Origin of the sequence: Variovorax sp. J31P207, assembly GCF_030316965.1 — a bacterium.
Lineage (GTDB): Bacteria > Pseudomonadota > Gammaproteobacteria > Burkholderiales > Burkholderiaceae_C > Variovorax > Variovorax ginsengisoli_B.
Genome location: NZ_JASZYN010000006.1, coordinates 64240 through 85917, shown reverse-complemented (window position 1 = coordinate 85917; position 21678 = coordinate 64240). Strand labels below are relative to the sequence as shown.

At 68.7% G+C, this 21678-nt stretch carries 27 protein-coding genes; 17 read left to right on the top strand and 10 right to left on the bottom strand.

Translation table 11 applies throughout. The annotated features are described in order from the left end of the window. Positions 1 to 5: 5 nt before the first annotated feature. The 9 genes from der (at position 6) to QTI68_RS20940 (ending at position 8747) form a co-directional block, all read left to right on the top strand. Complete coding sequence (gene der / locus QTI68_RS20980; RefSeq protein ID WP_286524101.1) at positions 6 to 1346, top strand: ribosome biogenesis GTPase Der; 1341 nt, start codon at positions 6 to 8, stop codon at positions 1344 to 1346. 188 nt (positions 1347 to 1534) lie between these two features. After that, positions 1535 to 1780, top strand: coding sequence for an RNA chaperone Hfq (gene hfq / locus QTI68_RS20975; protein WP_093123058.1), 246 nt, complete (start codon positions 1535 to 1537; stop codon positions 1778 to 1780). A 54-nt stretch (positions 1781 to 1834) separates the two neighbouring features. Next, a complete protein-coding gene (gene hflX, locus QTI68_RS20970; protein WP_286524099.1) occupies positions 1835 to 3004 on the top strand; it encodes a GTPase HflX in 1170 nt (389 codons plus the stop codon). A gap of 79 nt (positions 3005 to 3083) precedes the next feature. After that, positions 3084 to 4424: an FtsH protease activity modulator HflK gene (hflK, locus tag QTI68_RS20965; RefSeq protein WP_286524096.1), complete on the top strand. Its 1341-nt coding sequence runs from the start codon at positions 3084 to 3086 to the stop codon at positions 4422 to 4424. Between the two features lie 13 nt (positions 4425 to 4437). Continuing rightward, positions 4438 to 5340, top strand: coding sequence for a protease modulator HflC (hflC, locus tag QTI68_RS20960; protein ID WP_286524093.1), 903 nt, complete (start codon positions 4438 to 4440; stop codon positions 5338 to 5340). Positions 5341 to 5356: 16 nt separating this feature from the next. Next, complete coding sequence (locus tag QTI68_RS20955) at positions 5357 to 5545, top strand: DUF2065 domain-containing protein (protein WP_286524090.1); 189 nt, start codon at positions 5357 to 5359, stop codon at positions 5543 to 5545. 131 nt (positions 5546 to 5676) lie between these two features. Then, entirely contained in the window at positions 5677 to 6840 is a 1164-nt protein-coding gene (locus tag QTI68_RS20950) for an ATP phosphoribosyltransferase regulatory subunit (protein ID WP_286524089.1), read from the top strand. A 20-nt stretch (positions 6841 to 6860) separates the two neighbouring features. Beyond that, on the top strand, positions 6861 to 8192 hold the full coding sequence (locus tag QTI68_RS20945) for an adenylosuccinate synthase (protein ID WP_286368161.1): 1332 nt from the start codon (positions 6861 to 6863) through the stop codon (positions 8190 to 8192). A 30-nt stretch (positions 8193 to 8222) separates the two neighbouring features. Further along, a complete protein-coding gene (locus QTI68_RS20940; protein WP_286524856.1) occupies positions 8223 to 8747 on the top strand; it encodes a phosphoribosyltransferase in 525 nt (174 codons plus the stop codon). Positions 8748 to 8769: 22 nt separating this feature from the next. Here QTI68_RS20940 and QTI68_RS20935 read toward each other — a convergent pair whose 3' ends face one another. Then, positions 8770 to 9207, bottom strand: coding sequence for a VOC family protein (locus QTI68_RS20935; RefSeq protein ID WP_286524086.1), 438 nt, complete (start codon positions 9205 to 9207; stop codon positions 8770 to 8772). Continuing rightward, on the bottom strand, positions 9204 to 10112 hold the full coding sequence (locus QTI68_RS20930; RefSeq protein ID WP_286524854.1) for a helix-turn-helix domain-containing protein: 909 nt from the start codon (positions 10110 to 10112) through the stop codon (positions 9204 to 9206). Before QTI68_RS20930 ends, QTI68_RS20935 begins: the two co-directional genes overlap by 4 nt. A 190-nt stretch (positions 10113 to 10302) precedes the next feature. On the opposite strand from QTI68_RS20930, the gene QTI68_RS20925 reads away from it, so the two are divergent. Beyond that, positions 10303 to 11496 carry a PLP-dependent transferase gene (locus QTI68_RS20925; RefSeq protein WP_286524084.1) on the top strand — a complete coding sequence of 398 codons (1194 nt, stop codon included), beginning with the start codon at positions 10303 to 10305 and terminating at the stop codon, positions 11494 to 11496. Positions 11497 to 11564: 68 nt separating this feature from the next. Beyond that, the gene (locus QTI68_RS20920) at positions 11565 to 11768 is read left to right on the top strand and encodes a hypothetical protein (RefSeq protein WP_286507677.1); all 204 of its coding nucleotides are present in this window, start codon (positions 11565 to 11567) and stop codon (positions 11766 to 11768) included. A gap of 96 nt (positions 11769 to 11864) precedes the next feature. Here QTI68_RS20920 and QTI68_RS20915 read toward each other — a convergent pair whose 3' ends face one another. After that, on the bottom strand, positions 11865 to 12569 hold the full coding sequence (locus QTI68_RS20915; RefSeq protein ID WP_286524081.1) for an arylesterase: 705 nt from the start codon (positions 12567 to 12569) through the stop codon (positions 11865 to 11867). On the opposite strand from QTI68_RS20915, the gene QTI68_RS20910 reads away from it, so the two are divergent. Genes QTI68_RS20910 through rlmB form a run of 3 tightly spaced genes read left to right on the top strand, consistent with a single transcriptional unit; the run spans position 12532 to position 14202 of the window. Further along, positions 12532 to 13242, top strand: coding sequence for an ABC transporter ATP-binding protein (locus QTI68_RS20910; protein WP_286524078.1), 711 nt, complete (start codon positions 12532 to 12534; stop codon positions 13240 to 13242). The genes QTI68_RS20915 and QTI68_RS20910 overlap by 38 nt on opposite strands. 14 nt (positions 13243 to 13256) lie before the next feature. Further along, positions 13257 to 13436 (top strand): hypothetical protein, encoded by a 180-nt coding sequence (locus QTI68_RS20905; protein WP_286524073.1) that lies wholly within the window; start codon positions 13257 to 13259, stop codon positions 13434 to 13436. 7 nt (positions 13437 to 13443) lie between these two features. Further along, positions 13444 to 14202 carry a 23S rRNA (guanosine(2251)-2'-O)-methyltransferase RlmB gene (gene rlmB / locus QTI68_RS20900; protein WP_286524072.1) on the top strand — a complete coding sequence of 253 codons (759 nt, stop codon included), beginning with the start codon at positions 13444 to 13446 and terminating at the stop codon, positions 14200 to 14202. Here rlmB and QTI68_RS20895 read toward each other — a convergent pair. From QTI68_RS20895 to QTI68_RS20875, 5 genes are all read right to left on the bottom strand, one after another. Further along, positions 14192 to 14665, bottom strand: coding sequence for a DUF3237 domain-containing protein (locus QTI68_RS20895; RefSeq protein ID WP_286524070.1), 474 nt, complete (start codon positions 14663 to 14665; stop codon positions 14192 to 14194). The genes rlmB and QTI68_RS20895 overlap by 11 nt on opposite strands. Positions 14666 to 14697: 32 nt before the next feature. Continuing rightward, entirely contained in the window at positions 14698 to 14868 is a 171-nt protein-coding gene (locus QTI68_RS20890; protein ID WP_286524069.1) for a hypothetical protein, read from the bottom strand. Between the two features lie 99 nt (positions 14869 to 14967). Beyond that, positions 14968 to 15942, bottom strand: a complete 975-nt coding sequence (locus tag QTI68_RS20885; RefSeq protein WP_286524067.1) for an aldo/keto reductase — start codon at positions 15940 to 15942, stop codon at positions 14968 to 14970. Between the two features lie 25 nt (positions 15943 to 15967). Beyond that, entirely contained in the window at positions 15968 to 16567 is a 600-nt protein-coding gene (locus tag QTI68_RS20880) for a chromate transporter (RefSeq protein WP_286524064.1), read from the bottom strand. Next, positions 16564 to 17154, bottom strand: coding sequence for a chromate transporter (locus tag QTI68_RS20875; RefSeq protein ID WP_286524062.1), 591 nt, complete (start codon positions 17152 to 17154; stop codon positions 16564 to 16566). The genes QTI68_RS20880 and QTI68_RS20875 overlap by 4 nt, the downstream gene beginning before the upstream one ends. Positions 17155 to 17241: 87 nt before the next feature. Here QTI68_RS20875 and QTI68_RS20870 point away from each other — a divergent pair, with 87 nt between their 5' ends. Continuing rightward, complete coding sequence (locus tag QTI68_RS20870; RefSeq protein WP_286524059.1) at positions 17242 to 18174, top strand: YihY/virulence factor BrkB family protein; 933 nt, start codon at positions 17242 to 17244, stop codon at positions 18172 to 18174. Here QTI68_RS20870 and QTI68_RS20865 read toward each other — a convergent pair. Continuing rightward, a complete protein-coding gene (locus QTI68_RS20865) occupies positions 18171 to 19850 on the bottom strand; it encodes a methyl-accepting chemotaxis protein (RefSeq protein WP_286524057.1) in 1680 nt (559 codons plus the stop codon). The genes QTI68_RS20870 and QTI68_RS20865 overlap by 4 nt on opposite strands. 84 nt (positions 19851 to 19934) lie before the next feature. Continuing rightward, complete coding sequence (locus QTI68_RS20860) at positions 19935 to 20480, bottom strand: DUF924 family protein (protein WP_286524054.1); 546 nt, start codon at positions 20478 to 20480, stop codon at positions 19935 to 19937. A gap of 106 nt (positions 20481 to 20586) precedes the next feature. Here QTI68_RS20860 and QTI68_RS20855 point away from each other — a divergent pair, with 106 nt between their 5' ends. Next, entirely contained in the window at positions 20587 to 21036 is a 450-nt protein-coding gene (locus QTI68_RS20855) for a CHRD domain-containing protein (RefSeq protein WP_286524052.1), read from the top strand. A 13-nt stretch (positions 21037 to 21049) separates the two neighbouring features. Beyond that, complete coding sequence (locus QTI68_RS20850) at positions 21050 to 21643, top strand: ATP-dependent Clp protease proteolytic subunit (RefSeq protein ID WP_286524051.1); 594 nt, start codon at positions 21050 to 21052, stop codon at positions 21641 to 21643. The last annotated feature ends 35 nt before the right edge of the window (positions 21644 to 21678 follow it).

Below are 21678 nucleotides of genomic sequence, written 5' to 3'. Positions count from 1 at the left end.
CTTCCATGAAGCCGGTCATCGCGCTGGTCGGGCGTCCCAACGTCGGGAAGTCGACCCTCTTCAACCGCCTGACGCAGACGCGCGACGCCATCGTCGCCGACTTCGCGGGGCTCACGCGCGACCGCCATTACGGCAACGGCCGCCTGGGCAAGCACGAGTTCATCGTCATCGACACCGGCGGCTTCGAGCCCGATGCGGGCAGCGGCATCTTCAAGGAGATGGCCAAGCAGACCCGCCAGGCCGTGGCCGAGGCCGACGTCGTGATCTTCGTGGTCGATGCGAGGGAAGGGCTGTCGGCCCAGGACCACGACATCGCCAACGAACTGCGCCGGCTCGGCAAGCCCTGCGTGCTGGTGGCCAACAAGGCCGAAGGCATGCACGACGGCACCAAGCTGGTCGATTTCTACGAACTCGGCTTCGGCGAGGTGCATGGCATCTCGGCGGCCCATGGCCAGGGCATCCGCGACCTGGTCGAGCTCGCGCTCGAACCGCTGGCGCTGCCGGAGCCCGAGGAAGAGGGCGAGGAAGATCCCAACAAGCCGATCAAGCTGGCCGTCGCGGGCCGCCCGAATGTCGGCAAGTCGACCCTGATCAACACCTGGCTGGGCGAGGAACGGCTGGTCGCCTTCGACCTCCCGGGCACGACGCGCGATGCGATCTCGGTGCCCTTCGAGCGCAATGGCCAGCGTTTCGAGCTGATCGATACGGCCGGGTTGCGCCGCAAGGGCCGCGTGTTCGAGGCGATCGAGAAATTCTCGGTGGTCAAGACGCTGCAGGCGATCGAATCGGCCAACGTGGTGCTGCTGCTGCTCGACGCCACCCAGGGCGTGACCGACCAGGACGCCCACATCGCCGGCTACATCCTCGAGAGCGGCCGGGCGGTGGTGATCGCGATCAACAAGTGGGACGCGGTCGACAGCTACCAGCGCGAGCAGATCCAGCGCCAGATCGAGACCCGGCTGCCGTTCCTCAAGTTCGCCTCGCTGCACTTCATCTCGGCCATCAAGCGCCAGGGCCTGGGGCCGGTGTGGCAGTCGATCGTGCAGGCCCACAAGTCGGCCACCCGCAAGATGTCGACGCCGGTGCTGACCCGCCTGCTGCTCGAGGCGGTGCAATTCCAGGCGCCGAAGCGCTCGGGCATGTTCCGCCCGAAGATGCGCTATGCGCACCAGGGTGGGATGAACCCGCCGATCATCATCATCCACGGCAATTCGCTGGAGCACGTCACAGAGGCTTACAAGCGCTTTCTGGAAGGGCGTTTCCGCAAGGAATTCGACCTGGTCGGGACGCCGCTGCGGATCCAGCTCAAGACCTCCAGCAATCCCTACGCCGACAAGGACGATTGAGCCGGGCGCCTGCCTCCGGCGGCGAGCGACTTCGCGGCCATTGAGCACCGATGAGGGGCGTCGAGCGCGGAAGTTCCAGCTTTCGGTGCCGTTATTTTTAGAAGGCCATTGGGGCTTGGATGCTGCGGCGCGGAATCGCTGTGTTAAGGTGACCGGTCCAACAACAACTCTTGAACACGGAGAATATCGTGAGCAATAAAGGGCAGCTTCTTCAAGACCCCTTCCTGAACACCTTGCGTCGCGAGCACGTGCCGGTTTCGATCTACCTGGTCAACGGCATCAAGCTGCAAGGCCAGATCGAGTCGTTCGACCAGTACGTCGTGTTGCTTCGCAATACGGTGACCCAGATGGTCTACAAGCACGCCATCTCCACCATCGTGCCGGGTCGGGCCGTCAACTTCTCGGCTGCCGAGAACGACGACACCGCCGCCTGATCGGCGCGAGGCGCGGCGGTTCGTCCGCCGCGCTTTTTTCATATCTGAATCCGCTTGTCTGAACTGATTCCCCGGATAGAAGGCGCCGTCGTTTTGGTCGGCGTGGATTTCGGGCTGCCCCATTTCGACGGCGAACTCGAGGAACTCGGCCTGCTCGCGCAGACCGCAGGCCTGCAGCCGGTCGCCAGTCTCGTGTGCAAGCGCAAGGCCCCCGATGCCGCGCTGTTCGTCGGCAGCGGCAAGGCCGACGAAATCCGCGAACTGGCCGAGCTGCATCGCGCCAGCGAAGTGGTCTTCGACCAGTCGCTGAGCCCGGCGCAGCAGCGCAACCTCGAACGCCAGCTCGGCATCGCCGTCTACGACCGCACTTTCCTGATCCTCGAGATCTTCGCCCAGCGCGCCCGTTCGCACGAAGGCAAGTTGCAGGTCGAACTCGCGCGCCTGCAGTACCTGAGCACGCGGCTGGTGCGCCGCTGGTCCCACCTGGAGCGCCAGACCGGCGGTGCCGGCGTGCGCGGCGGCCCGGGCGAGAAGCAGATCGAACTCGACCGCCGGATGATCGGCGAATCGATCAAGCGCACCCGCGAGCGCCTGATCAAGGTGCAGCGCCAGCGCGGCACCCAGCGCCGTCAGCGCGAGCGGCGCGACACCTTCAACATCTCGCTGGTGGGCTACACCAACGCCGGCAAGTCCTCGCTGTTCAATGCGCTGGTCAAGGCCCGCGCCTATGCGGCCGACCAGCTGTTCGCCACCCTGGACACCACCACCCGGCAGCTCTACCTCGGCGATGCCCGCCGCAAGGTCTCCATCTCCGACACCGTGGGCTTCATCCGCGACCTGCCGCACGGACTGATCGACGCCTTCAAGGCGACGCTGCAGGAGGCGGTCGATGCCGACCTGCTGCTGCACGTGGTGGATGCCTCGAATCCGCACCACCCCGAGCAGATGGCCGAGGTCCAGGCGGTGCTCAAGGAGATCGGTGCCGACGTCGTGCCGCAGTTGCTGGTGTTCAACAAGCTGGATGCCCTTGAAAGCGCGCAGCACCCCCTGCATCTCGAAGACGAGATCGAAGTCGACGGCCTGCTGGTGACCCGCATTTTCCTGAGCGCCCATACCGGGGAGGGGCTGCCGGCGCTGCGGGCCGAACTGGCGCAGCGATCGCACTCGGTGCCCGAAGACATGCCCTTAGAGGGCGGGGCCGAATTGCATGAGGCCACCGATTGAGATTGTGCACAATCCCACTTCACTGACCAAAGAACAGACTCGAATGAATTCAAAGCCAGTGTGGAGACGGTTTCCGGCGATGTTCAACCTGAACGACGGCCGCTGGGGCCGGGGTGACGACTCCTCGTCCAATGGCGACCGCCCGACTGCCAACCGGCCCGAAGGCGAGCCGCCGTCGCCGCCTCCCGGCAACAACAACAACCGTCCGCGGGGCCAGGGCCCGAACCAGGGGCCGCCCGACCTCGACGAACTCTGGCGCGACTTCAACCGCAAGCTCGGCGGCCTGTTCGGCGGCGGGCGCGGCGGCGACCGGCCGCCGGGCGGCAACGGCAACGGCGGCGGCATGCGGCCCGACATGAAGAACGCGGGCTTCGGCCTCGGGCTGATCGCGGTGGTCGCGGTCCTGATCTGGCTCGGCACCGGCTTCTTCATCGTCAACGAAGGCCAGCAGGCCGTGATCACCCAGTTCGGCCGCTACAAGGCGACCGTGGGCGCCGGCTTCAACTGGCGCCTGCCGTACCCGATCCAGCGCCACGAGATCGTGGTCACTTCGCAGATCCGCTCGGTCGATGTCGGCCGTGACACCATCGTGCGCTCGACCGGCCTGCGCGAGTCGGCCATGCTGACCGAAGACGAGAACATCGTCGAGATCAAGTTCGCGGTGCAGTACCGCCTGAACGACGCCCGCGCCTTCCTGTTCGAGAGCAAGGCGCCTTCCGACACGGTGGTGCAGGTGGCCGAGACCGCGGTGCGCGAAGTGGTCGGCAAGATGCGCATGGATGCCGCGCTGGCCGACGAGCGCGACCAGATCGCGCCGCGCGTGCGCAACCTGATGCAGACCATCCTCGACCGCTACAACCTCGGCGTCGAGATCGTGGCGATCAACCTGCAGCAGGGCGGCGTGCGGCCGCCCGAGCAGGTGCAGGCGGCCTTCGACGACGTGCTCAAGGCCGGCCAGGAGCGCGAGCGCGCCAAGAACGAGGCCCAGGCCTATGCCAACGACGTCGTGCCTCGCGCGACCGGTACCGGCTCGCGCCTGAAGGAAGAGTCCGAGGCCTACAAGGCGCGGATCGTGGCCCAGGCGCAGGGCGATGCCCAGCGCTTCAGCTCGGTGCTCTCCGAATACCAGAAGGCGCCGCAAGTGACGCGCGACCGCATGTACGTCGACGCCATGCAGCAGATCTACAGCAGCACCAGCAAGATCCTGATCGACTCCAAGCAGAACTCCAACCTGCTCTACCTGCCGCTCGACAAGCTGATGCAGCAGACCGGCGCCAATGCCGCCGGCACGCCGTCGGATGCCGCGAGCCCCAACGTCGCCGGCACCGCCGCGCCGCAATCCTCGGTGATTCCGGTGGCTCCGTCCGCTGGCGATGCCCGGGCCCGCGATGGCCGTTCACGCGACCGCGACGTGCGCTGAGGACCAGAAAGCTATGAACAGAATCGGATTCATCGTCTCGTCGGTCCTGGTGGCGCTCGCGCTGCTGAGTTCCACGCTCTTCGTGGTCGACCAGCGCCAGTTCGGCGTGGTCTACGCGCTCGGCCAGATCAAGGAAGTGATCACCGAGCCCGGCCTCAACTTCAAGCTGCCGCCGCCGTTCCAGAACGTGTCCTATATCGACAAGCGGCTGCTGACCTTGTCCAGCCTCGACCCCGAGCCGATGCTCACGGCCGAGAAGCAGCGCGTGGTGATCGACTGGTACGTGCGCTGGCGCATCACTAACCCGTCGGAGTACATCCGCAACGTCGGCCTCGACGAGAACGCCGGCGCGGTGCAGCTCAACCGGGTGGTGCGCAACGCCTTCCAGGAAAACATCAACAAGCGCACCGTGCGCGACCTGATCTCGACCCGCCGCGATGCGCTGATGGCCGACGTCCAGCGCGAGGTGCTGGCGGTCGTGAAGGGCGCCAACAAGCCGTGGGGCGTGGACATCGTCGACGTCCGCATCACGCGGGTCGACTATGTCGAGGCCATCACCGAGTCGGTCTATCGCCGCATGGAGGCCGAGCGCAAGCGGGTCGCCAACGAACTGCGCTCCACCGGCTTCGCCGAGGGCGAGAAGATCCGCGCCGACGCCGACCGCCAGCGCGAGGTGATCGTTGCCAACGCCTACCGCGATGCCCAGAAGATCAAGGGCGAGGGCGACGGCCGCGCCGCCGGCATCTATGCCGAGGCCTTCGGCCGCGATCCGCAGTTCGCGCAGTTCTATCGCAGCCTGGACGCCTACAAGCAGAGCTTCAACAAGAAGAGCGACGTTCTGGTGCTCGATCCCTCGTCGGAGTTCTTCCGAGCCATGCAGGGCTCGGGCTCGACCGGCAACGCGCCGCGTCGCTGACGACCGGCTTCGCCGCGTGGACAGCGACACCTTCTGGAGCGCGCTGGCCCTGGTCCTGGTGATCGAGGGCCTGCTGCCTTTCCTGTCGCCCGGCAGCTGGCGGCGCGGCTTCAACCAGCTCATGCAGCTGCGCGACGGCCAGCTGCGCTTCTTCGGCCTGTGCAGCATTCTCCTGGGACTGTTCCTGCTCTGGCTTCTGGGGTGAGATCGCCCCCACGCTTCCCCACTGCGTGTGGGTCGCCGCCCCCCGAGGGGGCCGAGGCTGCCTTGGGGCGGCCCGGCGGCGGCCTGCCACAGTCCCGGTAGAATCCCGGTTTAACCACGCCCCCGATCTCCATGTCCGCCTGGGTCCTTCCGGATCACATTGCCGATGTGCTGCCTTCCGAGGCGCGCCACATCGAAGAACTTCGACGCCAGCTGCTCGACACCGCCCGTGGCTATGGCTACGAGCTGGTGATGCCGCCGCTGCTGGAGCATCTCGAATCCCTCCTGTCCGGTACCGGCGAGGCGCTCGACCTGCAGACCTTCAAGCTGGTCGACCAGCTGTCGGGCCGCAGCATGGGCCTGCGCGCCGACACCACGCCGCAGGTTGCCCGCATCGACGCCCACCTGCTGAACCGGGCCGGCGTGGCGCGGCTGTGCTACTGCGGCCCGGTGGTCCACACCCGGCCCGACCGCCCCCATGCCACGCGCGAGCCGCTGCAGTTCGGGGCCGAGATCTACGGCCACGCCGGGCTCGAGGCCGACACCGAGATCCTGCGCCTGGCGCTCGACTGCCTGCGGGCGGCCGGCGTCACCGGGCGCGCCCAGGCGCCGGTGATCGTCGACCTGGCCGACGCCCGCATCGTGCGCGCCCTGTTCGCGGGCGTGCCGGTCGATGCCGCTGCGATCGCGCGCGTGCATGCAGCGCTGGCCGCCAAGGATGCAAGCACCCTGCGCGAACTCACGGCCGGCTTTCCGGCCCCGTCCCGCGACGGCCTGCTGGCCCTGGTCGAGCTCTACGGCGATGCCGCGGTGCTCGACGAAGCGGCCCGCGTGCTGCCGGACAACGCCGGCATCCGCGCCGCGCTCTCCGACCTGAAGCAGCTCGCTGCCCGCCTCGAGGGTGCGCGCGTGAGCTTCGACCTGGCCGACCTGCGCGGCTATGCCTACTACAGCGGCATGCGCTTCGGCATCTACACCGACGGCGCCAGCGACTCGCTGGTGCGCGGCGGCCGCTACGACGAGGTGGGCGCCGTGTTCGGCCGCAACCGCCCGGCGGTCGGCTTCAGCCTCGACCTGCGCGAGCTGGTCGCCGTGCTGCCGGCGCGGCCGCTGCGGGCCGCAATCCGCGCGCCCTGGAGCGACGCCGAGCCCCTCAACAAGGCCATCGCCGCACTGCGCGGCGAGGGCGAGACCGTGGTCTGCGTGATGCCCGGCCATGACAGCGAAATCGACGAATTCCATTGCGACCGCGAGCTTGTCGAAGCCGGCGGCCAATGGCGCGTGCAAGTCATCTGAATCTTGAGAAGCGAGACATCATGAGCGTTACCACCGGAAGAAACGTGGTCGTCGTCGGCACCCAGTGGGGCGACGAAGGCAAGGGCAAACTGGTCGACTGGCTGACCGAAAGCGCGCAGGGCGTGGTGCGCTTCCAGGGCGGCCACAACGCCGGCCACACGCTGGTCATCAACGGCGTCAAGACCGCGCTGCACCTGATCCCGAGCGGCATCATGCGGCCCGGCGTCAAGTGCTACATCGGCAACGGCGTGGTCGTTTCGGCGGCCAAGCTGTTCGAGGAGATCGAAGGCCTCGAGAAGGCCGGGGTCGAAGTCCGGTCGCGGCTGCGCGTCAGCGAGGCCTGCCCGCTGATCCTGCCGTTCCATGCGGCGCTCGACATCGCCCGCGAGGCCTACCGCGAGAAGGGCGGCATCGAGAAGATCGGCACCACCGGCCGCGGCATCGGCCCGGCCTACGAGGACAAGATCGCACGCCGCGCGCTGCGCGTGCAGGACCTGAAGCATCCCGAGCGCTTCGCCACCAAGCTGCGCGTGCTGCTCGACCTGCACAACCACGTGCTGACCCAGGTGCTGAGCGCGCCGGCGATCGATTTCGACACCGTCTACGACGAGGCGATGCGCCACGCCGAGCTGCTCAAGCCGATGATGGCCGACGTCTCGCGCGAGCTCAACGACGCCCATCGCGCCGGCGCCAACCTGCTGTTCGAGGGCGCGCAAGGCACGCTGCTCGACGTCGACCACGGCACCTATCCCTACGTCACCTCGAGCAACTGCGTGGCCGGCAATGCGGCCGCCGGTTCGGGCGTCGGCCCGGGCATGCTGCACTACGTGCTCGGCATCACCAAGGCCTACTGCACGCGCGTCGGCGGCGGCCCGTTCCCGACCGAACTCGACTGGGAAAAGCCCGGCACGGTCGGCTGGCACCTGAGCAACGTCGGCGCCGAGAAGGGCGTGACCACGGGCCGCAGCCGCCGCTGCGGCTGGTTCGACGCCGCGCTGCTCAAGCGCTCGGCCCAGGTCAACGGCCTCTCCGGCCTGTGCATCACCAAGCTCGACGTGCTCGACGGCCTCGAGGAACTCAAGCTGTGCACCGGCTACGAGCTGGACGGCGAATACACCGACATCCTGCCGATGGGCGCCGACGAGATCGAGCGCTGCACGCCGGTCTACGAGACGCTCGAAGGCTGGAGCGACAGCACCGTGGGCGTGACCCAGTACGACAAGCTGCCGATCAATGCGCGGCTCTACCTGCAGCGCATCGAGCAGGTCACGGGCGTGCCGATCCACATGGTGTCGACCAGCCCCGATCGCGACCACACGATCATGATGCGCCATCCCTACCTAGCCGACTGAACGAAACCACCCCGCAGGAACACCATGACCATGTTGACGGAAGACGGCAAGCACCTCTACGTGAGCTACGACGAGTACCACAACCTGATCGAGAAGCTCGCGATCAAGGTGCACCAGTCTGGCTGGCAGTTCGACACCATCCTGTGCCTGGCGCGTGGGGGCCTGCGGCCCGGCGATGTGCTGTCGCGCATCTTCGACAAGCCGCTGGCGATCATGTCGACCAGCTCGTATCGCGCCGATGCCGGCACGGTGCAGGGCCACCTGGACATTGCGCGCTTCATCACCACGCCCAAGGGCGAGATCGCGGGCAAGGTGCTGCTGGTGGACGATCTCGCGGATTCGGGCCACACGCTGCATGCCGTGGTGGAGCAGCTCAAGAGCAACTACAAGCCGATCACCGAGCTGCGCAGCGCGGTGCTCTGGACCAAGGCGCTGTCGACCTTCACGCCCGACTACTCGGTCGAGTTCCTGCAGACCAACCCCTGGATCCACCAGCCCTTCGAGGGCTACGACTCGCTCGGCGTCGGGAAACTGCTGGAGAAGTGGTCGGTCTGAGCCCGGTGAGGCCCTCGCGGCCTCACTTGAGTTCGTCGGTGTAGCGCTTCTGCATTTCTTCGGGCGCCACGGCCTCTATGGCGTGCCCGACATTCCAGCGATGTCCGAACGGGCAGCGGAAGGTGCCCGAGCGTTCGCCGTAGAAATGATCTTCCAGCGGCATTTCCAGCGTCGCGCCGGCGTTCAGGGCGCGCGCGACCAGCGCATCCGCGTCGTCGACGTGCAGGTGCAGCGTGACGGGGGTGGCGCCCAGGGTGGTGGCGCTGCGGATGCCGTACTCCGGGAATTCGTCGCACAGCATCACGGTGGTGCCGCCGAAATCGAGTTCGGCGTGGCCGATGCGTCCGCCGGGCTCGGTCAGCCGGAACTTCTCGGTGGCGCCGAAGACCTCGCCGTAGAAAGCGATCGCGGCGGCCGTGTCCTTCACGCAGAGATAGGGGAACAGTTCATGGACGGTCATGCGGGGGTCCTCGATGAAGCGGTGTGGGGGCGATTCTGATCCTGCCCGGGGCCGGCCGTCTTGGACGAAGTTGACCTGTCGACGGGCACGTGGTTCGCTGCGCTCGGCGCCGCCCGGCGGTAGGTCTCCGGGCTCATGCCGGCGATGTCGCCGAACTCCCGGATGAAGTGGGACTGGTCGCTGTAGTCCAGCGCGAGGGCAAGCTCCGCCCAGGGCACGGTCCCCGGTGCCGTGGCCAGCAGCCGCTGGAAGCGCAGCACGCGCTGCAGGCGCTTGGGCGCCAGCCCGGCCGCCTCCTTGAAGAGGGCCGCGAAATGCCGGTGGCTGTAGCCGCTGGCGCGCACCAGCTTGCGAACCGGGATGCCATCGGCGACGCCGCGCAGGCCCTGCGCGATTGCCGGGTGAAGGGCATGCGGGCGTTGCGCCAGGCGTCGGACGAGCAGGGCCTCGAGCGCGTCCAGCCGGGCCGAAGGCGTGGGCAGGCCTTGCAGCAGGTCGAGTGCGTCGCCGGTGGCAGTACCCCAGAGCGCGTCGAGCGGCGTGTGCCGTTCGGCCAGGGCCGAGGCGGGCATGCCGAACAGGACCCAGGCAGCGCCGGGGCGCAGCTGCGCGCCCACCGACGCGGTGGGCGCCGCGACCTCCCGGGCATAGAAGGCCGAACGGGCGCCGCCGACAATGGCATGGCCCACCGTCCAGCCGGTGCTGTCGTCCGGGTCGGCGAAGAGCCGCAGCGGGGTGTCCGACAACCTGAACACCAGGTGCATGTCGCCGGTCGGCAGCACGTGTTCGCGCCGAGGCGCCGGGTGCGCGAGCGGGGCCGCGGGGCCGGGCTCGGCCGCCCACATCGAGCGGACGACGGACCGCAGCGAAGGCGGGGGAATGCGCGTGAGCAGCATGCCGGCCATTGTGCGCACTGGCGGCGATCCGGTCGACTGGAATGAAACACACCCCCGAAGCGCCTGCGGCGCCTCCCCCTCAAGGGGGCGATACCAGCGGCCCGGCAAAGCCGGTTCCGCGGTATCCCTGCGATCGGAGTGCGCCGGTTTTATGGGTCGGGGGTCGCGCACCGCGCTGCAGACCCACTAGCATGGAGGCATGCCCAAGCCCATCACCGACCTGATCCACCATCCCTACAGCCCGCCGGCCCATTTCGCGGCGCCCCAGCCGGGCGTCTACAAGGCTTCGACCGTGTTCTTCGCCGACGTCGCCGCGATGCGCGCGCGCGACTGGCGGACCAAGGTCGGCTACACCTACGGCCTGCACGGCACGCCGACCACCTTCACGCTCGAGGAGCGGCTCGCCACGCTGGAGGGCGGCTCAGAGTGCCTGCTGGTGCCCAGCGGGCTGGCGGCGATCTCGCTGGTCTCGTTCGCGCTCCTGAAGGCTGGCGACGAGGTGCTGATTCCGGACAACGCCTACGGCCCGAACAAGGCGCTGGCGAACGGCGAACTGGCCAATTTCGGCATCAGCCACCGGCTCTACGACGCCATGAACCCCGCCGACCTCGCGGCCAAGCTTTCGGACCGCACCAAGCTGGTCTGGGTGGAGGCGGCCGGCTCCGTGACGATGGAGTTTCCGGACCTGCCGGCGCTGGTCGGTGCCTGCCGCGAGCGCGGCGTGATCACCGCGCTCGACAACACCTGGGGCGCCGGCCTGGCCTTCGCGCCTTTCGATTTCAACGGCACGGGGCAGGGGGTCGACATCTCGGTCCATGCGCTGACCAAGTACCCGAGCGGGGGCGGCGACGTGCTGATGGGCAGCGTCGTCACGCGCGACGAGCGGCTGCACCGCGCGCTCAAGCTGACCCACATGCGCATGGGCTTCGGCATCGGCATGGGCGATGTCGAAACCGTGCTGCGCTCGCTGCCGAGCCTGGCGCTGCGCTACCAGGCGCATGACCGCAGCGCCCGCGAACTCGCCCGCTGGCTCGAAGGCCGGGCCGAGATCGCGCAGGTGCTGCATCCGGCGCTCGAGGGCTCGCCGGGCCACGCGCACTGGCTGCGGCTCTGCGGCGCCAGCGACCTGGCGGCGGGCCTGTTCTCGGTGGTCTTCGACGCCCGCTACGGCACCGAGCAGGTCGACCGCTTCTGCGACAGCCTGGCCTTGTTCCGGCTCGGCTATTCGTGGGGTGGGCCGATCAGCCTGGTGGTGCCCTACGACATCGGCCTGATGCGCGACGCCGCGGTGGCCCGCTGGCCGCACAAGGGCACGCTGGTGCGTTTCTCGATCGGCCTGGAAGACGTGGACGACCTGCGCGCCGACCTGGAACAGGCGCTGGCGGTACTCTGAGAGCGCCGCGATATCGCGTACAGTCAAGCCATGTGCAGTCACCGTGACTGTCTCGTGAAGGAGAAGCAGTGGCAACACCAAATTACGGCTATGAAAAGCGCCAGAAAGAACTGGCAAAGAAGAAAAAGAAGGAAGACAAGCTGAGGGAAAAGGCCAACCGCAAGCTCATGCCCAGCAGCGACGGCCTGGCACCCGGCGATCCGGAGACCGATGTCGCTTCGCTGGAACGCGATCCGCCGACGGTGCCCGAACTGCCGACCAAGAACGGCTGAGCCGTTCCGGACCTCCCCCCGAAAGCATGAAAAAGCCGCCGCGGCTCAGCGCCGCGGCGGCTTTTTTTGCGTGAACCGAAGCCGGCCGGCGGCTGGCTATTTCGGCAGCATCTTGCGCAAGGCCGGCCAGACGTTGTCGAGCATGCGCGGCTGGGCGGCCGCGGTCGGGTGGATGCGGTCGGCCTGGAACAGCACCGCCGCATCGGGCCCGTCGGCGATGCCTTTCAGCAGGAAGGGAACCACGGGTGCCTTGGTCGCCGCCGCCACCTTCGAGAAGATGGCCTCGAAGCGGCGCGTGTAGTCGCTGCCGTAGTTCGGCGGTACCTGGATGCCGACCAGCAGCACCTGGGCGCCCGTGGCCTGTGCGGCCTTGGTCATCTGCAGCAGGTTGTCCTCGGTGCCGGCCAGCGGCAGGCCGCGCAGGGCGTCGTTGGCGCCGAGTTCGAGCACCACGTGCGTCGGCTGGTGCTGCGCCAGCAGGTTGGGCAGCCGGGCCCGGCCGCCCGCGCTGGTGTCGCCGCTGATGCTGGCGTTGACCACCGTGGCTGCGATCTTCTGTTCGGCCAGCCGCTTGTCGAGCAGCGGCACCCAGCCTTCGCCGCGCTTGAGGCCGTACTCGGCCGACAGCGAGTCGCCGACCACCAGGATCAGGGGCGGTTTGCCTGCTGCCGCCTGCGCGCCGGCGGCCGGCCATGACCCCGCATTCGCGACCAGCGCGGCGCTCAAGATAAAGTGACGTCGATTCACCACGCGAAACCTTTCAATGTCCTCAATCCGATCCGATGGCCGAGCCGACGCCATCGTCGCCGTCCAGCATGTCTTCAAGTCCGTGACCGACTCCACCGGAACGCTGGATATTCTGCAGGACATCGACTTCACCCTGGGCGCCAGGGAGACCGCTGCGATCGTCGGCGCCTCGGGCTCGGGCAAGAGCACGCTGCTGTCGATCGTCGCCGGCCTCGACACGCCCACCCGCGGCACCGTCAAGCTCGGGGGCGAGGACCTGTTCGCGATCGACGAGGACGAGCGTGCGGCCCTGCGGGCGCAGAAGGTCGGCTTCGTGTTCCAGAGTTTCCAGCTGCTCGGCAACCTGAGCGCGCTCGAGAACGTGATGTTGCCCCTTGAACTGGCCGATCGCAAGGATGCCCGCAAGGCGGCCACCGAGATGCTCGGCCGTGTCGGCCTCGGCCAGCGCCTGGGCCACTATCCCAAGGTGCTGTCGGGCGGCGAGCAGCAGCGGGTTGCGCTGGCGCGGGCCTTCGTGGTCCAGCCGGCGCTGCTGCTGGCCGACGAGCCCACCGGCAGCCTCGATTTCGCCACCGGCGAGCAGGTGATGCGGCTGATGTTCGACCTCAACCGCGAGCTGGGCACCACCCTCGTGCTGGTCACGCACGACCGTGGCATCGCGGCCCAGTGCGAGCGCAAAATCACGATCGAGGCGGGGCGCGTGGCGCTCGACGAGGGGGGGAACTGAACCGCGGGAGAGCCATGCCCAGACCTTCACCAGACAGCGACGAGGAAGACGACACCGCCTTCGGCGGGCTGGCGCCTCGCAGCGGGCCGCAGGCCGAGCCCAGGGCCCGCAAGCCGCCCCGATGGGGCCGCTGGGCGGTGGTCGCCGGACTGCTGCTGCTGTGCCTGCTGCTCTATCTCGCCGGGGCTCGATAATCCCCGCATGTCTTCCCCCAAAGTGATTTTCGGCTTCCATGCCGTCGGCGTGCGCATCAAGACCGCGCCCCAATCGGTGATCGAGGTGCTGTTCGATGCCAGCCGGCGCGATGCGCGCATGCGGCAGTTCGTCGCCCGCGCCCAGGAGGCTGGCGTGCGGCTGGTCGAGGCCGATGGCCTGCGCCTTTCGAAGCTGAGCGGCAGCCACGGCCACCAGGGCGTGGCTGCGCGCGTCGAGCCGGTCGCCCAGACCCATTCGCTCGACGAACTGCTGGAGGGCCTGGAAGCCGCGGGCACGATGCCGCTGCTGCTGGTGCTCGACGGCGTGACCGACCCGCACAACCTGGGCGCCTGCCTGCGCGTCGCCGACGGCGCCGGGGCCCACGCGGTGATCGCGCCGAAGGACCACGCCGCCGGCATCAACGCCACCGTGGCCAAGGTGGCGAGCGGGGCGGCCGAGACGGTGCCGTATTTCATGGTGACCAACCTGGCGCGCACCCTCGGCGAACTCAAGGAGCGCAGCATCTGGTGCGTCGGCACCAGCGACGATGCGCCCGGCACGCTCTACCAGAGCGACCTCAAGCGCCCGTTGGCGCTGGTGCTGGGCGCCGAAGGCGAGGGGATGCGCCAGCTCACGCGCAAGACCTGCGACGAGCTGATCAGCATCCCGATGGCGGGTGCCGTGGAAAGCCTCAACGTGTCGGTGGCGAGCGGTGTCTGCCTCTACGAGGCGATGCGGCAGCGGCTGGCCCCGGCTACAGGCTGAAGAAACGCATCACGACCTCGGCGGGGTGCCGCACCCCGACGCCGACGAACATGCGGTCGGTGATCCAGCCCAGCGTCTTCGAAGCGGTCTCGAAGCGCGGGTGGCAGCGGAAGTAGACCTGCGCCGGGTCGACGGGTTCGCCGCGCAGCAGCGCCGACATGACCTCGGCCGGTGCCGAGCGCACCGCATGGTTCTGGACGTAGATCAGGTCGCCGGCGTCGGTCTCGAGGCCGTAGCGGGCGTCGAGTTCGGACAGGGTGTCGCTCACGATCAACTGGAAGTCGGTGCCGCCGGGCAGCACGCGGGCGGTCCAGCCGTCACCGCGGGCTTCGCCGCCGGTGATCGGCACCAGCCGGCGCATGCCGCGCGGGCCGCGGCTCAGGACTTCGGGCCGGCCGACCTCGACCCGGAGATCGGCGAAATGGGCAAGCGTGGGTGGGGCGAGGGGGTCATGGGGGTTCATCCCGCAAGCGTATCGCGGCGCGGCCCCGAGGGTCAGGACGGGTCCTTGCCGCGGGTGCGGCCGACGCCGCTGAAGATGCCGATGCCGAGCAGGATCAGGGCGCCGATGCCGATGTAGAGCGAGGGCACGCCGGCCACCGAGGCGGCCCAGCCCACGCCGGCCAGGAAGATCAGGAAGCCGATCATGTAGAGGGCGAAGGACATGGTTGTTGCTCCGGGTCTGGGAATATGGAATCGGCCCAGTCTGCCTTCGCCCGAGCCCGCGCGCGGCGGCCGCGGCCGCCAATCCGTGTCGGAGGGAGCCTACCGTTCGGCCGGCGCGGCGGGCTCGGCGCTCGCCGCGTCCAGCGCCGCGATCGTCTCGGGTGCCAGTTGCAGCGCGGCTGCCGCGACCAGTTCCTCCAACTGCTTCATCGAGGTCGCGCTGGCGATCGGCGCCGTGACCGCCGGCCGCGCGATCTGCCAGGCGATCGCCACCTGGCCCGGCGTCGCGCGATGGTCCCTGGCGGCGGCGTCGAGCGCGTCGAGGATGCGCAGGCCGCGAGCGTTCAGGTACTTCTTGGTGGTGCTGCCGCCGCGCGCGCTTTTCGCGGCATCCGCCGGGCTTCGGTACTTGCCGGTCAGGAAGCCGGCGGCGAGCGCATAGAAATTGATCACGCCGACGCCGCGCGCGAGGCACAGGGGCTCGAGCGCCTCCTCGAAGACCGCCCGGTCGTAGAGGTTGTACAGCGGCTGCAGGCTCTCGTAGCGCGGCAGCCCCTGCTTCTCAGCCACGTCCAGCGCCTCGGCCAGCCGCTGGGCGCTGAAGTTCGAGGCCCCGATCGCGCGCACCTTGCCGGCCTTGATCAGCGCCGCGAAGGCTTCCGCGGTGTCGGAGAGCGGCGTGTCCGGGTCGTCGTCGTGGGATTGGTAGAGGTCGATGCGATCGGTCTTGAGGCGCCGCAGCGAGGCATCGACCGCTTCGTGGACATAGGCCGGCGACAGGCCCTTCTTGCCTTCGCCCATCGGCTTGCCGAGCTTGGTCGCGAGCACCACGCGGTTGCGCTTGCCGGTCTGGCGCAGCCACTTGCCGATGATGGTCTCGGACTCGCCGCCGCTGTGGCCGGGCACCCAGCTGGAATAGACATCGGCGGTGTCGATGAAATTGAAGCCGGCGTCGAGCCAGGCGTCGAGCAGCCGGAACGACAGCGCTTCGTCGACGGTCCAGCCGAAAACGTTGCCGCCGAAGGCCAGCGGCGAAACCTGGAGGCCCGAGCGGCCGAGGGGTCGGAGTTGCATGAGGAAGAAGCCTTGAAAAAGAGGTTCAGACGAAACCCAGAGCGCCCAGCAGCGCCCCGGCGCCCAGCAGCCACAGCAGGTGGATGCGGGTGCGCCAGACGATAAGCGTGGCCACGCCGCTCAGCAGCCACAGGTGCCAGGCGGGCGCGTTGCCAGCATGGTTTCCGCCCGCCAGCACCCAGCCGGTGGCGACCAGCAGGCCGATGACGATCGGTGCCATGCCCTGCTTGAAGGCGCGCACGCCGCGCCGGGTGCGGTTGCGGTGGCCCCAGCGGGTGGCGAAGTAGGTCAGGGTGGTGCTCGGCAGCATGATGCCGACCATGGTGATCGCGAGGCCCAGCAGGCCCAGCAGCCAGGCCTGCAGGCCGGCCCCGATGCCGCCGCCGGCATTCAACCCGACGTTCCAGCCCATCAGCGCGACGAACAGCACGTTGGGGCCCGGCGCGGCCTGGGCGATGGCGACCGAGGAACTGAACTGGGCGTCGGTCAGCCAGCGGTGGTCGCTGACCAGGAAGCGGTGCATGTCGGGCACCGTGGTGATGGCGCCGCTGATCGACAGCAACGAGAGCATCAGGTACTGGGCGAAGAGCGCGAGCCAGTCCTGCCAGTGCATGACGATGGTCATGGCGCGATCTTTCGCCAGGTCCAGGCGCAGGCCACGCCGCCGACCACCAGCAGCACCCAGCCGAGCGGGATGCGGGCAAAGGCGATCGCGGCGAAGACCACGGCGACCAGCACCAGGCAGGTGACGAAGCCCAGCGGATGCCGCCGCAGCTGCGGTATCAGCTTGATGCCGGTGGCGGCGATCAGCCCGCCCGCCACCGCGCCCATGCCGCGCAGCGCGCCGGCCACCTGCGGGTTGCCGGCGTAGTGGGCATAGAGCACCGCCAGCACCAGGATCACGGCCAGCGGCACGGTGAGCATGCCGGCCACCGCCGCGATCGCGCCGCGCAGGCCGAAGTGGCGGTCGCCGATCATCAGCGCCAGATTGATCACGTTGGGGCCCGGCAGCACCTGGGCGACGGCCCAGTCTTCGAGGAATTCGTCGGGGGTGAGCCAGCGCTTCTTTTCGACCATCTCGCGCTGGACGATGGCCAGCACGCCGCCGAAGCCCTGCAATGCCAGCCAGGTGCAGGAAACGAACAGGTCGCGCGGGGATTGGGGGCGCGGGCGGTCGGACGCCGCCGGCGCAGGTGTCGATGCGAGATCCATGTGGGGCGATTATCGTTGGCCGGTCGTTCCGGCACGCAGGCGCGTCGTCCGACGCCGGCCGGCCGGCGTTGCTGCGAAACTCCGGCCATGAACGCACGCTCCCTCTTCCAGCTCTGCAAGGATTCGGTCGCCTCGTGGCGGGCCGACTACGCCCCCAGCATGGGCGCCGCGCTGGCCTACTACACGGTGTTCTCGGTCGCGCCGCTGATCCTCATCGTCATTTCCGTGGTCGGTCTGGTGTTCGGCCGGGAGGCGGCCCGCGGCGAGATCTTCGAGCAGCTCTCGGGGCTGATGGGCGCCGACGGCGCGCGAGCGGTGCAGTCGATGCTCGAAGCCCTCAACAAGCCGACCCAGGGCGTCGTCGCGACCGTGGCTGGCGTCGGCCTGGTGGTCGTCGGCGCCACCACGGTCTTCGGTGAGCTGCAGGACGCGTTCGACCGCATCTGGCGGGCGCCGGTGCGCGACGCGGGCGGCGGCGTGCTGTCGCTGCTGCGCACGCGGCTGCTCTCGTTCAGCATGATCATGGGCATCGGCTTCCTGCTGATCGTGTCGCTGGTGGTCAACGCGGCGCTGGCGGCCCTGGGCGAGTGGTGGGCGCCGATGTTCGGCGGCTGGGCCACGCTGGCGCAGCACGTCAATTCGGCCTTCGGCTTCGTGATCGTGACGATCGGCTTCGCGATGATCTACAAGGTCATGCCGCGGGTCAGTGTGCAATGGCGCGACGTCTGGGTGGGCGCCGCGGTGACGGCGGTGCTGTTCACGGTCGGCAAGTACCTGATCGGCCTCTACATCGGCACCACCGGCGTCGCCTCGGGCTACGGCGCCGCCGGCTCGCTGGTGGTGGTGCTGGTGTGGGTCTACTACTCGGCCCAGATCTTCCTGCTGGGCGTCGAGTTCACCTGGGTCTATGCCCACACCCACGGGTCGCTGAAGGGCGTTCCCCGGCCGGCGCCGGGGCGATCGCCGATGCGGCCGGAAGAGGGGACGCGGCCCGCCGTGGGCGAGTCCGCCGAGGGTTAGAACTCTTCCCAGTCGCCCGCCGCCGATACGGCAGAAGCGGGCGTCTGCTTGCGTGGCGCGGATTCCTCCCTGGCCGGCTTGGCCTTGGCCTGCGACCGCCTCGCCGGTGCCGCGGCCGGCGAGCGCGAGGCCTGCGATCCGTCCAGCTTGAACACACCGACCGCGCGCGACAGCTGGCTCGCCTGGTCCTGCAGCGAGCCAGCCGCCGCGGACGCCTCTTCGACCAGCGCCGCGTTCTGCTGCGTCACCTGGTCCATCTGCGTGATCGCCTGGTTGATCTGCTCGATCCCCGAGGTCTGTTCCTGGCTGGCCGCCGTGATCTCGCCCATGATGTCGGTCACCCGCTTGACGCTGTCGACGATCTCTTCCATCGTCTTGCCGGCTTCCGCCACCTGCTTGCTGCCTTCCTCGACCTTCTCCACCGAGTCGCCGATCAGGGTCTTGATCTCCTTGGCCGCTGCCGCCGAGCGCTGCGCCAGGCTGCGCACTTCCGACGCCACCACCGCGAAGCCGCGGCCCTGTTCACCGGCGCGTGCGGCTTCCACCGCCGCGTTCAACGCCAGGATGTTGGTCTGGAAGGCGATGCCGTCGATGACGCCGATGATGTCGACGATCTTGCGCGAGGAGGCGTTGATCGAGCCCATGGTGTCGACCACCTGGCTCACCACGCTGCCGCCCTTGACGGCGACTTCGGAGGCCGAGACGGCCAACTGGTTCGCCTGCCGCGCGTTATCGGCGTTCTGCTTGACGGTGCTGGTGAGTTCCTCCATCGAGGCAGCCGTTTCCTCCAGCGAGCTGGCCTGCTGCTCGGTGCGCGACGACAGGTCCTGGTTGCCCGTGGCGATCTGGCCCGAGGCCGTCGCGATCGTGTCGGTTCCCTCGTGCACCTCGCCGACGATCTTCACCAGGCTGTCGTTCATTTCCTTGAGCGCCTGCAGCAGCTGCCCGGTCTCGTCGCGCGTGCCCGCCTCGATACGGCTGGTCAGGTCGCCGCCGGCCACCGTCTGCGCCACCTGCACGGCGCGGCCCAGCGGTCGGGTGATGCCGACCGCGAGCCGCCATGCGCAAAGTCCGCCCAGGCCGAGCACCGCCGCGCCGAGGGCGAGCAACAGGTTGCGGCTGGCCCGGTAGCTGTCGCCGATCTGGACCACCGTGCCGTCGATCGCGCGCCGCTGCATCTCGAGCAGGTGCTGGACGTTGTCGAGGTAGACCTTGGCCGCCGGCATGAACTGGCGGTCGAGCGCCCGGTTGGCTTCCTCCATCGTGCCTTGGGCCTTGGCCTTGACCACGGCGTCGCGCCCTTCGAGGTAGCTGGTCCGGACTTGCTGGAATCCCGCCCAGAGCGATTTCTCTTCGTCGCTGACCAGCAGCGGTTCGATCTGCTTTTGCAGTTCCTGCGCCTCCTTGGTCGAGTTCGCGCTCTCCTCGGCGAAGAAGGGGCCGAGCGACGGGTCGGCGCTCTTGGCGATGGCGGTGGTCCGGCGCACGCCGACCGCCACCAGCCGATACCAGTCGCTGATCAGCCGCTCCTTGGCCAGCGGTTGGGCGGTGATGGCTTCGGCGGCCGCCGTCACTGCCTGAAGCCGCCAGATGCCAAGCGCCGTCATCAGCGCCATCAATGCGAGCACCAGGCCAAATCCAAGGCCCAGGCGGGTGCCGATCTTCCAGTGTTTCACGTGCGTTCCTCGTTGCCGGCCACTCTGGCCGTTCGAGGAATATCGGCAGATCGGCGCGAACCTGAAGGGCAGGTCGTCCTCCGTTCAGCCCGTGAAGCCGCCTTCGTCCAGGAAGCGCTGCTCCTCGGCCGTGGTGGTACGCCCGAGCGCCGCGTTGCGGTGCGGGAAGCGCCCGAAGCGCGCCACGATGTCGCGGTGCAGCACGGCGAAGCGCTGCGTGTTGGCGTCGAGCGAGCGGTTCAGCGCGACCGAGCGTTCCTGGTCGGCCAAGGCCTCGGAGTGCATGAAGGGCAGGTAGAAAAACGGCCGCAGTGCCGGTTCGACCTGCTGGTCGAAGCCTGCCGCGACCGCTGCCCGTGCAACCGCCAGCGCCTTGCCGTCGGTCGCGAACGTGTGGCCGCTGCCGCGCCAGGCGTTGCGCGGCAGCTGGTCCAGCAGCACCAGCAGCGCCAGCGCGCCTTCGGCGTCGGCTGCCCAGTGATCGAGGTCGCCGGTGGCGGCGAGGTGGTGCGCGGCCTCGAAGCGGGCCTTGAAATCGGCATCGAAGGCGTCGTTCTTGGCGAACCAGCGGCGCGGGCCGGCCGCGCGCCAGAAAGCCGTGACAGTGCCGGGGGAGGGAAGCTCGGTCATGGGCCGGATGATGCCATCGGGGGCGGGCCAAAGTCGGGGCGGTGGCCGACAGCGCGCGGGCCCGTTGCTGCCTAAGCTGGGGCATCACAACCAGATGGAGATCAGCATGACCCGATACGGACAACTCTTGCGCCTGGCGCTCGTCGCGGGCGTCACGACCGCGGCCTTGGCCGGCTGCGGCATGATGTCGAAGTCCAGCACGGCGAGCTTCAGCGGTGCCATGAACGCGGCCAGCGAAGTGCCGCCCAACATGACGCGCGGCAGCGGCATGGCCGAAGCCTGGCTCAACAAGGACACCAACGTCCTCAAGTACAAGATCACCTACGAAGGCTTGAGCGGCCCGGCGACGGCGGCGCATTTCCATGGGCCGGCCACCGCGGGGGCGAATGCCGCCGTGGTCCTGCCCTTCGCGTCGCCGGCCAGCCCGATCGAAGGCCAGGCCACGTTGACACCGGCCCAGGCGGCCGACCTGATGGCCGGCAAGTGGTATGCCAATGTCCACACCGCGGCCAACCCGGGCGGCGAGATCCGCGGCCAGATGCTGCCGAAGATGTGAGCCTGCAAGCCTCATGGAAACCGACGACGACACCAAGCCTCCGGCCGCGCCCGAACTGCGCAGTTCGTACCTGGAGGAAAAGGCCTTCAAGTCGCGCACGCTGCTGATCTTCGGATCGATCACCGATGCCGTGGCGGCCGACGTGACGCGACGGCTGATCGCGCTCGACGCCGACAGCCAGGCGCCGATCGACATCCTCGTGAGCTCGCCGGGCGGCCACCTCGAATCGGGCGACGCGATCCACGACATCGTGCGCTTCATCAGTGCGCCGGTCCACATGATCGGCACCGGATGGGTCGGCAGCGCCGCCACGCACCTGTTCCTGGCGGCGCCGCGCGAGCGCCGCGTCTGCCTGCCCAACACCCGCTTCCTGATCCACCAGCCGAGCGGCGGCGCCGGCGGGCAGGCCACCGACATCGCCATCCAGGCGCAGGAGATCGTCAAGGCGCGTGAGCGCATCGCCCACGAGATCGCGCGCGAGACCGGCAAGCCGCTGGAGGAGGTGCTGGTCGACATCGAGCGAGACCGCTGGCTGTCGGCCCAGGAGGCGGTCGGCTACGGGCTGGTGTCGCGGATCATCGAGCGGAAGACCGAGTTGCGCACTTAGTCGTCCGCAGGCGGGACGCTGCGAGGGCGGGCGCT

Excerpts from the sequence above, each read along its gene's own strand:
- der (WP_286524101.1), top strand. The coding sequence starts at position 6 with ATGAAGCCGGTCATCGCGCTGGTCGGGCGTCCCAACGTCGGGAAGTCG.
- hflK (WP_286524096.1), top strand. The coding sequence starts at position 3,084 with ATGTTCAACCTGAACGACGGCCGCTGGGGCCGGGGTGACGACTCCTCG.
- hflC (WP_286524093.1), top strand. The coding sequence starts at position 4,438 with ATGAACAGAATCGGATTCATCGTCTCGTCGGTCCTGGTGGCGCTCGCG.
- QTI68_RS20950 (WP_286524089.1), top strand. The coding sequence starts at position 5,677 with ATGTCCGCCTGGGTCCTTCCGGATCACATTGCCGATGTGCTGCCTTCC.
- QTI68_RS20945 (WP_286368161.1), top strand. The coding sequence starts at position 6,861 with ATGAGCGTTACCACCGGAAGAAACGTGGTCGTCGTCGGCACCCAGTGG.
- QTI68_RS20940 (WP_286524856.1), top strand. The coding sequence starts at position 8,223 with ATGTTGACGGAAGACGGCAAGCACCTCTACGTGAGCTACGACGAGTAC.
- QTI68_RS20935 (WP_286524086.1), bottom strand. The coding sequence starts at position 9,207 with ATGACCGTCCATGAACTGTTCCCCTATCTCTGCGTGAAGGACACGGCC.
- QTI68_RS20930 (WP_286524854.1), bottom strand. The coding sequence starts at position 10,112 with ATGGCCGGCATGCTGCTCACGCGCATTCCCCCGCCTTCGCTGCGGTCC.
- QTI68_RS20925 (WP_286524084.1), top strand. The coding sequence starts at position 10,303 with ATGCCCAAGCCCATCACCGACCTGATCCACCATCCCTACAGCCCGCCG.
- QTI68_RS20910 (WP_286524078.1), top strand. The coding sequence starts at position 12,532 with ATGTCCTCAATCCGATCCGATGGCCGAGCCGACGCCATCGTCGCCGTC.
- QTI68_RS20915 (WP_286524081.1), bottom strand. The coding sequence starts at position 12,569 with ATGGCGTCGGCTCGGCCATCGGATCGGATTGAGGACATTGAAAGGTTT.
- QTI68_RS20905 (WP_286524073.1), top strand. The coding sequence starts at position 13,257 with ATGCCCAGACCTTCACCAGACAGCGACGAGGAAGACGACACCGCCTTC.
- rlmB (WP_286524072.1), top strand. The coding sequence starts at position 13,444 with ATGTCTTCCCCCAAAGTGATTTTCGGCTTCCATGCCGTCGGCGTGCGC.
- QTI68_RS20895 (WP_286524070.1), bottom strand. The coding sequence starts at position 14,665 with ATGAACCCCCATGACCCCCTCGCCCCACCCACGCTTGCCCATTTCGCC.
- QTI68_RS20890 (WP_286524069.1), bottom strand. The coding sequence starts at position 14,868 with ATGTCCTTCGCCCTCTACATGATCGGCTTCCTGATCTTCCTGGCCGGC.
- QTI68_RS20885 (WP_286524067.1), bottom strand. The coding sequence starts at position 15,942 with ATGCAACTCCGACCCCTCGGCCGCTCGGGCCTCCAGGTTTCGCCGCTG.
- QTI68_RS20880 (WP_286524064.1), bottom strand. The coding sequence starts at position 16,567 with ATGACCATCGTCATGCACTGGCAGGACTGGCTCGCGCTCTTCGCCCAG.
- QTI68_RS20875 (WP_286524062.1), bottom strand. The coding sequence starts at position 17,154 with ATGGATCTCGCATCGACACCTGCGCCGGCGGCGTCCGACCGCCCGCGC.
- QTI68_RS20870 (WP_286524059.1), top strand. The coding sequence starts at position 17,242 with ATGAACGCACGCTCCCTCTTCCAGCTCTGCAAGGATTCGGTCGCCTCG.
- QTI68_RS20860 (WP_286524054.1), bottom strand. The coding sequence starts at position 20,480 with ATGACCGAGCTTCCCTCCCCCGGCACTGTCACGGCTTTCTGGCGCGCG.
- QTI68_RS20855 (WP_286524052.1), top strand. The coding sequence starts at position 20,587 with ATGACCCGATACGGACAACTCTTGCGCCTGGCGCTCGTCGCGGGCGTC.
- QTI68_RS20850 (WP_286524051.1), top strand. The coding sequence starts at position 21,050 with ATGGAAACCGACGACGACACCAAGCCTCCGGCCGCGCCCGAACTGCGC.